This is a genomic window from Compostibacillus humi (assembly GCF_014637175.1).
Taxonomy (GTDB): Bacteria; Bacillota; Bacilli; order Bacillales; family Amphibacillaceae; genus Oceanobacillus; species Oceanobacillus humi.
The window spans coordinates 1-12,468 of sequence record NZ_BMEV01000082.1; the positions used below are offsets into that span (position 1 = coordinate 1).

Annotated in this window: 9 protein-coding genes, 2 pseudogenes and 1 CRISPR repeat array; of the genes and pseudogenes, 10 read left to right on the top strand and 1 reads right to left on the bottom strand. The window is 37.7% G+C overall.

Features of this window, described 5'->3' with window-relative positions; all coding sequences use genetic code 11:
* Window positions 1-272, top strand: a 272-nt coding sequence (locus IEV18_RS17330; protein WP_229733680.1) for a hypothetical protein, incomplete at its 5' end; no start/stop codon positions are given.
* Complete coding sequence (locus tag IEV18_RS15215) at window positions 265-681, top strand: hypothetical protein (RefSeq protein WP_188393241.1); 417 nt, start codon at window positions 265-267, stop codon at window positions 679-681. The genes IEV18_RS17330 and IEV18_RS15215, both read left to right, overlap by 8 nt.
* Window positions 682-1,152: 471 nt before the next feature.
* Here the strand turns inward: IEV18_RS15215 and IEV18_RS15220 are convergent.
* A pseudogene (locus IEV18_RS15220) lies at window positions 1,153-1,866 on the bottom strand (glucose 1-dehydrogenase).
* A gap of 382 nt (window positions 1,867-2,248) precedes the next feature.
* Between IEV18_RS15220 and cas3 the strand changes: the two are divergent.
* The 8 genes and pseudogenes from cas3 to IEV18_RS17335 all read left to right on the top strand — a co-directional run.
* The gene (cas3, locus tag IEV18_RS15225) at window positions 2,249-4,618 is read left to right on the top strand and encodes a CRISPR-associated helicase Cas3' (protein ID WP_188393242.1); all 2,370 of its coding nucleotides are present in this window, start codon (window positions 2,249-2,251) and stop codon (window positions 4,616-4,618) included.
* Window positions 4,619-4,630: 12 nt separating this feature from the next.
* Window positions 4,631-5,350, top strand: a complete 720-nt coding sequence (gene cas5c / locus IEV18_RS15230; RefSeq protein WP_188393243.1) for a type I-C CRISPR-associated protein Cas5c — start codon at window positions 4,631-4,633, stop codon at window positions 5,348-5,350.
* A 2-nt stretch (window positions 5,351-5,352) separates the two neighbouring features.
* A complete protein-coding gene (cas8c, locus tag IEV18_RS15235) occupies window positions 5,353-7,251 on the top strand; it encodes a type I-C CRISPR-associated protein Cas8c/Csd1 (RefSeq protein ID WP_188393244.1) in 1,899 nt (632 codons plus the stop codon).
* Complete coding sequence (gene cas7c, locus IEV18_RS15240; RefSeq protein WP_188393245.1) at window positions 7,226-8,101, top strand: type I-C CRISPR-associated protein Cas7/Csd2; 876 nt, start codon at window positions 7,226-7,228, stop codon at window positions 8,099-8,101. Before cas8c ends, cas7c begins: the two co-directional genes overlap by 26 nt.
* A complete protein-coding gene (cas4, locus tag IEV18_RS15245; RefSeq protein WP_308421579.1) occupies window positions 8,091-8,747 on the top strand; it encodes a CRISPR-associated protein Cas4 in 657 nt (218 codons plus the stop codon). Before cas7c ends, cas4 begins: the two co-directional genes overlap by 11 nt.
* A complete protein-coding gene (gene cas1c / locus IEV18_RS15250; protein ID WP_188393247.1) occupies window positions 8,744-9,775 on the top strand; it encodes a type I-C CRISPR-associated endonuclease Cas1c in 1,032 nt (343 codons plus the stop codon). Before cas4 ends, cas1c begins: the two co-directional genes overlap by 4 nt.
* Window positions 9,776-9,784: 9 nt before the next feature.
* Window positions 9,785-10,075, top strand: coding sequence for a CRISPR-associated endonuclease Cas2 (gene cas2 / locus IEV18_RS15255; RefSeq protein WP_188393250.1), 291 nt, complete (start codon window positions 9,785-9,787; stop codon window positions 10,073-10,075).
* 158 nt (window positions 10,076-10,233) lie between these two features.
* Window positions 10,234-11,608: direct repeats of the CRISPR family, unit length 33 nt; unit sequence GTCGCTCCCTTCATAGGGGGCGTGGATTGAAAT.
* Window positions 11,609-11,745: 137 nt separating this feature from the next.
* A pseudogene (locus IEV18_RS17335) lies at window positions 11,746-12,468 on the top strand (IS3 family transposase); the annotation flags it as partial.

A 12,468-nucleotide genomic window follows, 5' to 3' on the forward strand; every position in this document is an offset into this window, starting at 1 on the left:
CATTTTGGATCCATAGAGAGAAAAACAGGCATCCAAAAGTGCTCTTTTGCACCAAATTTTCGGATGCCTGTTTTTGTTTCAAAGTCAAGCTTTATTTTTGGGTAAACTTAAATCTATTTCTATACGAACACGGTCACTTATCGTATAAAAAATTAAAAAATCTCCTTAGTCTTGTTCATAAAAATCCTGCAGACTTTGGTATTCAAGCCTCAAACCAGCTTCCATCTGAAGAAGAAATAGACAGACTATTAAACGAAGAGGATGGTGAGTAAATTGCCATCCCCTGTCTGGTCTAAAGGAATATTGGATGCTGATTTCGCAATCAAATTAGGAAGAATAAAAAAGTACAAAGTAATCGAAGAAATCTTACCTCTTTACATACAAAAAATATTCATCCATGAATATGTCTATTCCAATGAGATCTTAATTCCAAAAAGCGCTAAAGATCAAATTGATGAGTTGATAAAAAAAGACCGTGCTGAAATAGTTAATGAAGATGACATTTCCGAAATAGGACCTTATGCACTTATATTATATGAGGATACCATCGAAAAGTTACGGAAAGCAAAAAAACGAGAGAAAATGGCAGCCGCTGGGGAGAAATTGTTTCTATTGCTTTTGCGCAAACAGCAAACATTCCATACTTTTTATCCGATGAGTCAGATCAGCAAGCATTCATAAATGAAAATTTTTCTAGTCCAATACAGGTAATCCGTATCAAAAATTTAGTTTGTGCCATGAAAGAAGCAGGAGTTCAAAGAAAAGACGCACTGCTTATTTGGAGTTTAGCGAAAGATTTAACAATAATCTAGGCCTAAAAGCTAATCGAACTTCTCCCTTATAAGCAAAAAATGAAAGGGGATTGGTTTCATCCAAGCCACTTGTAATATGAATAGTCAGTCGTTCGAAGTTTTGAGTGCTACGAATTGATCAGGAACTTTTCATTGAAGTGAAAGAACATTTGCAGTAATGATTGGCTAAATCCCAATATAAAAAGGATACAGAGGCATAAAATTAGTTTTTTCAGTAATAAAAGGAATTGGTTAGACGGTGCCGAGATGATTTCTGTTGAAACAAAAACCAGGACAACCTGGAATTCTCCAAGGATGTTCTGATTTTGTGTATCGTATGTTGTATCAGTTTCCTGCTGAATTAGTTGGATGCAGTTACGCCACCATCAATCGTAAATGCTGAACCGGTGGAATAACTCGACTCATCTGATGCTAAAAATAATACTAGTTTGGAAACATCTTCTGGTGTCCCGATTCGATTTAAAGGAATTCCTTTAACCATTTCATCAATCATAGCTTGTGTCTCTTCTGTTTGGATTATTGGAGTTTGGATTGGGCCGGGGTGAACGGAATTTACACGGATGCCGAATTCAGCAAATTCTAATGCAGCTGTTTTTGTAATTCCCCGAACTGCAAATTTGGAGGCATCATATGCTGAATTGCCTGGTGCTGCTCGAAATCCGTTAATGGAGGATATGTTAATAATTGAACCATTTCCTGCTTTTTTCATGGAAGGAAGAACCGTCTTCATGCCGAGGAAAACACCGATCAGGTTAATATCAATAACTCTGCGAAATTCTTCTTCTGTAAATTCCTCAATAGTCTTTGGGGTTACAATGCCGGCGTTATTCACTAGTATGTTTACAGGACCAAAGGAGGCTTCAGCTTTCCCGATGACTTTTTTCCAGTCTTCGGCATTCGTAACATCGTGCCGGATGAATTTGGCATTTTCACCTAGCTCTTCTGCTAATGCCACACCTTCTTGTTCAAGAATGTCAGAAAAGACAACCCTTGCACCTTCCTATATGAACGTGCGAACATGTGAAGCACCTTGACCTCGAGCACCCCCAGTAATAACAGCAACTTTTCCTTCTAATCTTTATCGCTCCCCTCTTAAAATAATTAAAATTCTTAATAGTAAGTATACATAAACTTGAATGCATTGTGAACGTTTTCCTTTATTCGGGTGAAAATTTAAAAGAAAGGGTAGTCATGGATAGCGTTGCACTAAAAATTTTTTGAAAACGCATACACATCCAATGGGCTCTATTATTTAAGATTAGTATTTTGTTTCAAGATGGATGATAAAAAAGACAAGAGGGTATACAAAAAATGTATAGCCTATTTAGTAAAATATGTTTACAATCTCTAAATAAAGAACTAAATAACTAAAAATATCCATTAATTCCACTTTATTACAATTAGTCTGGATAGTGTATAGAAGGAGGGGAACTTGTTTGTTTATCGCTCATATTAGAGGCAGTGACTATATGCAACAATCGGTACAAACGCATTTAGATGGAGTTGCACTTCTGGCTCGTAGATACGGTGATCCAATAAATCTAGGTGCCCATTGCGAACTTTCTGGTCTCCTGCATGATTTAGGAAAGTATACTTTGGCTTTTACATCCTACATAAAAAATGCAGTGCTGTTTCATCGAGTTGCAAACCAAAAGATCGATCATTCTACAGCCGGAGCAAAATACTTGTACGATAAATATTACGATAAGAATGATTCTATACAAGATTTTGTTGTTGAAACAGTAGGAATGGCTATATTGTCCCACCACTCGGGGCTGCAGAACTTTGTTCAAACTGATCTCAGTAAATCTGATTATATTCGACGGGTTACAAACGCAAATTTGCCATACTACGAAGAAGCTGTACATAATTTTGAATCCGTAGAAGGCAACGTCGAAAGAGTTGATAAGTTAATGAACGAAGCCAAGGAGGAATTTATAGCATTTCTGAAAAACATAAAAGAAGCAAACATTAAAGAACCAATTGTATATTTAAGTTATTTGCAAAAGCTTGTCTTCAGCTGCTTAATTGATGCAGATCGAACGGATACCCGATGCTTTGAGGAAGGGGAAGTTTCTACTGGCAGTGCCGATAACAGCGATATTTTTAAAAAGGGATACCATCATTTAATGATGCAAATAAACAATTGGAAAGGCGATGACCATCCAATTACCAAGTTGAGGAATGAAATGTCAGATAGTTGCGGCAGTGTGGCTGATGAACCGTCTTCTATCTATACGTTATCCATTCCAACTGGTGGTGGGAAGACTTTTGCAAGTTTACGGTATGCATTAAAGCATGCCATTCGTTATAAGAAAGAACGGATTATCTATATAGTTCCTTATACCACCATCCTTGAACAAAATGCTAAAGCGGTAAGAAATATTATTAATAATCAGAATGCAGTTCTTGAGCATCATGCTAACGTTATTGATGATACAAGTTTAGAAGAGGAGCCTGATTTTTATCAGAAGGAATATCACAAACAATTACAGCTTGGTAGGGACAATTGGGATTATCCAATTATTTTTACAACAATGGCGCAATTTCTTGATGCTTTCTTTCAAAAGGGAACGAGAAAGAGTCGGCGTCTACACCATTTGATGAATAGCGTCATTATTTTTGATGAAGTACAATCAGTTCCTTATAAACATTTCAGTCTATTTAATACAGCGGTAAACTTTTTGCATTTTGTTGGCAACAGCAGTATTTTACTCTGCACAGCTACACAGCCGGCAGTAAAGTATATGGAGTATGAAATTAATTTGAAAGAAGATGCTGAAATAGTTCCAAATCTTCGTAAGACAGTTAATGCCTTCAAAAGGGTCTCAATTATTAATAAAGTGGAAAGTGGCGGTTGGGGAATGGACAAACTGGCCTCCTTTGCTGAAGAAATAATGACAGAAAATGACTCCTTACTGATCATATTAAATACAAAGGCGGAAGTAAGGGAATTATATAAATTGCTCAAAGCGTTAAAGATCGCCAAAGTTTACCATCTCAGTACTTCCATGTGTCCTGCACATCGAACAGAGAAGTTGGATGAGATTCGAGAAAAACTGGGAAAAGAACGGATAATTTGTGTCAGCACACAATTAATCGAAGCAGGTGTCGATATAAGCTTTGAAACCGTTATTCGTTCCCTTGCAGGCTTGGACTCGATTGCCCAAGCTGCGGGACGTTGTAATCGTAATGGAAAGCAAAAACTAGGGAAAGTTTATATTATAAATTCGTCTGAAGAAAATCTCTCCAATTTGCCTGAAATTAGAATTGGCGGGGAAGTAACTAGAAACTATATTTTAAATAATCCAGAGTTTAACGGAAATTATTTAGGTCCTGATGCGATGAATACATATTTTAGGTATTTTGATAGCCAAGCAAAACGTGAAATAAAACAAACCCCAAAAAAATTGAATTATAAACTTATTCAATTAATAAATGGTACTCATCCAAATGCTAGGAGTGCAGAAACGAAATCAAAGGGTATGTTTAAGACGTTAGAAGAACATTTTGAAGCAATTGAGTCGCCAACCACATCTATTGTTGTTCCGTATGGCAAGGGAAAGGAAATCATAGCATCTCTCAATCAAGACTACCATGATGTGAAAGAGTTTAATAAAGTGGCGAAGGAAGCTCAGCAATTTTCTGTCAATATATATGATTATGAGTTACAGAAGCTGAGTCAAGCTAATTTAATTGTACCGCTGTATAATGATTCCATTTATTGTTTAACGGAAAAGGCTTACGATCAAGATTTTGGCGTCACGGTAGAAGGAGATGCTTCATTACCACAATATAATTTTTAAGGAGGTGATAAAATGAGAAACCAGATTGAGTTTGTAGTATATGGAAAATATGCATTGTTCACAGATCCGGTAACAAGGATTGGTGGGGAGAAATTTACGTACCAAATACCAACATACCAGGCCATGAAAGGGATTGTAGAATCAATTTACTGGAAGCCAAGTATTATTTGGTATATCGATGAGGTGCGTGTGATGAATGCGATACGGACAGAGGTAAAAGGAGTGCGTCCTATAAAATATCAAAATGCCGATAATGATTTGATGTACTACACTTATTTGCGTGAACCCGCTTATCAAGTAAGGGCACATTTTGAATTTAACAAGAATAGACCAGATTTATCTAATGACTGGAATGAAAATAAACATCACAATATCGCCAAGCGTTCTGTGGAGAGAGGCGGACGCCGAGACATCTTTTTAGGGACGAGAGAGTGTCAAGGATATGTAGAAGAATGTCGATTTGGAGAAGGAGAAAGTTTTTATGATGGTTATGGTGAAGTAAGCTTTGGACCGATGTTTCATGGATTTACTTACCCTGATGAAGGAGATCAAAAAACATTAAAAGCCCGTTTATGGGTTCCTACAATGAAAGATGGGATTATTCGTTTTATTCGACCAGATGAGTGCGAAATTATTCGAGATATTCGTACTGGTTCTGTCAAGGAATTTATAAAGGGAAAAAATTTTCAGAGTGTTGATGAGGAATATAAAGAAATGTATAAGGAGGTGTGATAATGAGCTGGATGCAGCAATTGGCCGAAGTTTACGACAATAATCATTCCCATGTTGGTAATTTTGAGGAGCGGGATAATCAGCGTATTACATTACTTCCAGTTTCCCATGTCATGCAAAGCGCACAAATTGAAATATTAGTGACTTCGGATGGAGACTTTGTAAGTGCAAAAGTAGTTGAAAAAGAAGATGCGCGTACGATTGTTCCTGCAACTACGAGTTCTGCAAATAGAAGCAGTAAAAGTGCCCCGCATTATATCCATGATAAATTATTTTATGTTGCTGCCGACTATGTAGATTATAGTGGGGATATAAAACGTGAACAACATCATAAAGATTATCTCGATCAAATGAAACAATGGGCAGAACGTCCAGAAGCGCCAAAAAAGGTGAGAGCAATCTATGAGTATATTAAAAAGGGAAAAGTAATAGAAGATTTGGTGCGTGAGAGAATACTGCCTGTAGATCATGAAAATAAAGTAATTGATAAATGGAAGTCAAATGAAGAGAAACCACTGATATATAAGGTATCTTCTGAAGGTATATTATCTGCCTTTGTCAGATTTGATGTTATGCATGAATCACCAGAGGAACCAGTAGTTTGGGAGGATAAAAAATTATTTCAAGACTATATTCGCTATCTGGATACAATAGCTGACATGGATAAAGGGTATTGCTATGTAACTGGTGAACATACTTTTTTAACGACACAGCATGGCGCTCGTATTAGAAATGCTGGTGATATGGCGAAATTAATATCTGCAAATGATAGTTCGGGTTATACGTATCGCGGCCGTTTTTCCCAACCCGAAGAAGCGGTTCAAATTGGGTACGATGTTTCGCAAAAAGCCCATCATGCATTAAGATGGCTTCTTCAACGACAAGGAACATATGTTGATTCCAGGTATTTTGTTTCGTTTGGAATAAAGCAGCCAGAAACACCTGATCCTTTGGCTGGTACGGCAGATTTACTAATGGATATTCTTCAGGTTAAAGAAGAAGAAAAAGTATTTACAGAGGAAATTGTTGCTGCAGAGTTTAATAAGGCGTTACATGGATGGAAACATTCACTTACAAAGAATCGTTTAGATAACATTATTATTTTAGCTGTTGATGCAGCAACAAAGGGGAGGCTGGCAATCGTCTATTATCAGCAATTACATGCTGATTTCTTCCTTGATGCAATTGATCATTGGCATAATACATGCCACTGGTTGCAAGTCTATCGTGATAGTAGTAATAATGTAAAACGTATTGTTGGAGCGCCTTCAGTATCCCAGATTACAGAAGCAGTATATGGCAGTAAAGCTGATTCAAGAATTAAAAAAGAATTATATACCAGATTGCTTTCTTGCATTGTAGAAAAGAAGCCGATACCAAAGGACATTGTACAAATCATTTTTAATCGGGTTAAAAATCCATCTAGTTTTAAAGGATTAAAAGAATCATGGAATAACGTTCTCAACATTGCTTGTGCACTGATTAATAAATTATATGAAGGTGAGGAATACAGTGTGGCTTTACAAGAAGACAACACTTCAAGGGATTATTTATTTGGCAGATTGCTAGGTGTTGCAGAGGTGATGGAAAGCAGATTTTTAAAAGAACGAGATGAAAAGAGGGCCACGAATGCCACACGATACTTTAATGCATTCACACAACATCCGGCACGTACGTGGATGGTTATCCGTAAGCAGCTAACACCTTATTTTGAAAGGTCAGGTTATGAAGCCGGATACTATTCGATGCTGCTACGAAAAATAGAAGACCAGTTAACAACAGAAAATATGAATGACACACCGCTTAGCCCAGTTTTTCTATTAGGGTACAGTAGCCAAATCCAAAGCTTATATACAAAAAAGGAGGAAAAGGAAAATGACAGCATTACAGAAAAAAATTGATTTTGCAGTGGTTCTTACGGTAGATAAAGCGAATCCAAATGGAGATCCTTTAAACGGTAATCGTCCCCGTCAGGATTTTTCAGGGCATGGAGAAATATCTCATGTAGCAATTAAACGCAAGTTACGTAATAGATTGCAAGATGCTGGTGAAGCAATTCTTGTGCAATCGGATGAAAGGCGTAATGACGAGCATCGTAGCATTAAAGATAGAGTTGATTCAGTAGAAGAGTTGAAAAAATTATTGACCAAATCAAAGGCTACAGGAGCAGATGAACAAACTGCTGAAATGATTGCATGTAATACTTGGTATGATGTGCGTGCTTTTGGTCAAGTATTTGCATTTAAGGGTACAAAAATGTCAATCGGCGTTCGGGGTCCTGTTTCAATACATACTGCTACAAGTATTGAACCAGTTAATGTATCAAGCATGCAGATTACAAAAAGTGTTAATTCTACGACAAACGAAAAAGATCCAAGCCAAAAAACATCTGACACTATGGGAATGAAACATAGAGTTGATTTTGGGGTGTATGTATTCTATGGAAGTATAAATCCACAATTAGCAGAACGCACAGGATTTTCTTATGAAGATGCACAGAAATTAAAAGAGGCATTAAAAACATTATTTGCCAATGATGCCTCATCAGCTAGACCAGACGGCAGCATGGAAGTAAACAAAGTATTTTGGTGGGAACACGACTCTAAATTAGGAAGGTATTCTTCAGCGAAGGTTCATAGGACGGTGAAGGTAGAAAAGGTAAAAGATAATTTGCCTCCTTCAATCGATAATTATGAAATTACTGTTGAAGAATTAGATGGTTTAGCGGTCGAGGAATATGATGGTTTATAATGAAGAAGATTACTTGATGATTTCTGGTATTCAGCATTTTGTGTTTTGCAAAAGACAATGGGCTCTTATCCATATTGAACAGGAGTGGGCAGAGAATGTATTAACTGTAGAGGGAAATGCCCTTCATGAAAAGGCGGATAATCCATTTATTCGAGAAAAAAGAGGAAATACTATTTTTGTTCGTGCTCTTCCTGTACATTCCAGAGTTTTAGGTATAAATGGGATTTGTGATATGGTTGAATTTATTCGGGATGATGAAGGAATTCCGCTGGATAGAGAAGATGGTTTGTATCGAGTGAAGCCAATTGAATATAAAAGGGGAAAGCCCAAAAAACATGATGCAGATATTTTACAATTAGTTGCTCAAACTTTATGTTTGGAAGAAATGCTCGGCACAAAAATAAATAAAGCCGTTTTATATTATCATGAAATCAGACGCAGAGAAACAATAGATATCACAAACAATTTGCGAGATAAAGTATTTGAAATTACAAAAGAGATGCATCAATATTTTCAAAGAAAACATACACCAAGAGTAAGTACTGGAAAACATTGTATGCGATGCTCATTGCGCAATATTTGTTTGCCAGAATTGTTGGAAAGAGAAAGAGTATCTACTTATATGAATAGGATGTTGTCTGAATGAAACAATTATTAAACACTGTTTATGTGTCTGATTCAGATATATATTTAGCACTTAAGGGGAAAAATCTAAATTTAATAAAGGAGCAAAAGTCGATTGCCCGTATCCCGCTTCATAACATACAAGCTATTTGTACATTTGGACATCAGGGTGCTAGTCCGGCTTTAATGGCCGAGTGCATGAATCGAAATATCAGTTTATCTTTTTTTACAAGTACCGGCAAGTTCCGGGGGAGATTAATTGGAGAACAAAATGGCAATGTGACTTTACGTAAAAAACAATATCGTATATCAGATTCTGAGGAACTAAGTTCATTGATATCAAGAAATATGATAGTAGGGAAAATATTTAATTGTGAGCAATTATTAAAGCGTACTCTACGGGATCATGGGCTAAGGGTTGCTTCGGAACGGATTGAGAGAGTAGTTAATATGTTAAAAAAATCACGGAAAAATGCTATGGAATGCACTAATTTAGATGAACTAAGGGGAATAGAAGGGAACGCAGCAAGTCTATATTACAGTGTTTTTAATGAGTGTATTTTGCAAAATAAACAGGAGTTTTCTTTCATTGAACGTAATCGAAGGCCGCCATTGAATCGAGTTAATGCATTATTATCTTTGGCGTACACTCTGCTTACAACTGAGGTAGCTGCAGCATTAGAGGGTGTAGGTCTTGATTCATATGTTGGTTTCTTGCATCGAGATCGTCCAGGTAGAACCTCACTTGCATTAGACTTAATGGAAGAACTTAGACCATTAATCGCCGACCGATTTGTTTTGAAGGTAATAAATAGAAAACAAATACATGCAAAGGATTTTGTAGTAAAGGAGAACAAAGCGGTCATTCTTACTGACGATGCCAGACGAAATTTTCTCCAACTTTGGCAGCAAAACAAGGGATCTACTATTACACATCCATATTTAAAGGAAAAAATTTCTTGGGGACTCATTCCACATGTTCAGGCATTATTGTTAGCAAGATTTTTAAGAGGAGATCTTGATGCTTATCCACCAATATTAATCAGGTAGGTGATTGAACTGTTAGTGTTGGTAACTTATGATGTACAAACATTAAACTCCAGTGGCCAAAAGCGCTTACGGAAGGTTGCCAAAAAATGTGAAGAATACGGTGTGAGGGTTCAAAATTCAGTGTTTGAGTGTGTTGTCGACAATACACAATTACGACAATTAGAACTAAGTTTGGAGTCAATTATTGATCCTCAAGTCGACAGTTTACGATTTTACCGTTTGGGAAATAATCATGAGACAAAAGTTAAGCACGTTGGTGCTAAGCCAACAATTGATGTAGAAAATACATTAATCTTCTGAAGTGCGAACAATAAGTGCCCAGGTTTTTCTAAGTACATTCGCGCAAAAAATAACAAGCTATAAGGTTAAAAAATATAGTTTTATATACTGTTTTACTAAAAAGTTAATGTTAAGTACAATATATAGTGTTCTTGAGATGTTTTTGTCAATATCTCGCGGTCGCTCCCTTCATAGGGGGCGTGGATTGAAATTCAATAGCGTTATTCAAACAATATCCGTAACAATCAAGTCGCTCCCTTCATAGGGGGCGTGGATTGAAATCCGAATGGGACATGGGGGTGAAGATAATGGACATGTCGCTCCCTTCATAGGGGGCGTGGATTGAAATCATCAATAGGAGGTGAATTTATTTGGCACTCAAGTCGCTCCCTTCATAGGGGGCGTGGATTGAAATATATTCAAAGGTGTTTAACATATCATCATAAGCTGTCGCTCCCTTCATAGGGGGCGTGGATTGAAATGATAAAGTGCTAAAAGTTAAAGTCGAAAGTCCGCGTCGCTCCCTTCATAGGGGGCGTGGATTGAAATACCTAAAGTCATTCCCTTATCACTCCTGTGGAGCGGGTCGCTCCCTTCATAGGGGGCGTGGATTGAAATTAACACTTTACCCATTTGACATTCTCCTTTTCAGTCGCTCCCTTCATAGGGGGCGTGGATTGAAATTTATTTTTACGAATCATCATTTTCCAAATTTATAGTCGCTCCCTTCATAGGGGGCGTGGATTGAAATCCGTTCTATGTCATTTAAAAAACGGAGACATGCGTCGCTCCCTTCATAGGGGGCGTGGATTGAAATTATCAAATTATTAAGGAGGTGAAAAAATGCTAGGGTCGCTCCCTTCATAGGGGGCGTGGATTGAAATCATCTTGCCCTTATAAGTGACCTTGTTTTTTCTGTCGCTCCCTTCATAGGGGGCGTGGATTGAAATCTCGCATGTTATCGTTATGCAGCATATCCTGGCCGTCGCTCCCTTCATAGGGGGCGTGGATTGAAATCAGTATTCGGAAAATATAGTCTGCTTGGCTCCACGTCGCTCCCTTCATAGGGGGCGTGGATTGAAATTATGCGAATGGCACTTGATGTAATGCCGTATTCTTGTCGCTCCCTTCATAGGGGGCGTGGATTGAAATACTTTAGACACCGGTAAGGAACTTGCGATGTTAGTCGCTCCCTTCATAGGGGGCGTGGATTGAAATCTGGAAATCAAAAAATAGGGAATGCATCTCTAATTGTCGCTCCCTTCATAGGGGGCGTGGATTGAAATCTCATCTTGTTCAATCCCTAAACGAATTGGCATGTCGCTCCCTTCATAGGGGGCGTGGATTGAAATTATGACCACGAAGATCAGCTGGAACCTACGTATCGTCGCTCCCTTCATAGGGGGCGTGGATTGAAATGTCTATAAGTACGAGGGGAAATGGGGCGTTAATTGTCGCTCCCTTCATAGGGGGCGTGGATTGAAATAAATCAAAGAAAGATGCAGAGAAAGAACTACCGCGGTCGCTCCCTTCATAGGGGGCGTGGATTGAAATGCTTATGAAAATTTGCATATACAAACTAAATTATTGTGTAATAGCTTTCCTTTTTGTGGTGAAAAGATTTAAAAGAGGGATGTCTATAATGGACCCAAGATTTTAGACAGCAAGAAAGGATATGTTAAGGTAGGTTTATGAAACAAAAAAGGAAACGATATTCACCAGAATTTAAAGCACAAGTTGTATTGGAAATTCTTAAGGAAGAGAAGTCTTTAACTGAGCTGTCCTCTGAATATGGGATTCATGTTAATCAGCTGCGGAAATGGAAAACACAATTTCTAGAACAAATGCCGCAACTGTTTCAAAAGCAGAACAAGGATCAAGAAAAGATGAAAGCTGATTATGAAGGACAAATTGAAAATCTATACGCTGAAGTAGGCCGATTAACCACGCAATTGTCGTGGCTCAAAAAAAAATCTGGCATCTACCACAACTAGGCAAGAACGTGTGAATATGATTGAATGGCAAGACTCAGAATTATCCATTACAAAACAGGCAGAGCTATTAAGCCTTAACCGTTCAAGCCTTTATTATAAACCAGTCGGGCCTTCAGCAGAAGATGTAGCCATCAAGCACCGTATCGATGAAATTTATACAAAATACCCATTTTATGGGTCTCGTAGGATAACAGCACTGCTAAACCAAGAAGGAGTGAATATCAATCGCAAAAGAGTACAACGTCACATGCGAGAAATGGGGATTCAAGCTGTTTATCCGGGTCCAAATTTAAGTAAACGGAATCTGCAACATCGAATTTATCCATATTTACTGAAAGGAGTGAACATTAACTATCCAAATCACGTTTGGAGCATTGACATTACCTACATTCGACTCCAACGAAGCTGGATGTACTTAGC

Coding starts and splice junctions, on each gene's coding strand:
- cas5c (WP_188393243.1), top strand. CDS start 4,631: ATGAGAAACCAGATTGAGTTTGTAGTATATGGAAAATATGCATTGTTC.
- cas8c (WP_188393244.1), top strand. CDS start 5,353: ATGAGCTGGATGCAGCAATTGGCCGAAGTTTACGACAATAATCATTCC.
- cas7c (WP_188393245.1), top strand. CDS start 7,226: ATGACAGCATTACAGAAAAAAATTGATTTTGCAGTGGTTCTTACGGTA.
- cas4 (WP_308421579.1), top strand. CDS start 8,091: ATGGTTTATAATGAAGAAGATTACTTGATGATTTCTGGTATTCAGCAT.
- cas1c (WP_188393247.1), top strand. CDS start 8,744: ATGAAACAATTATTAAACACTGTTTATGTGTCTGATTCAGATATATAT.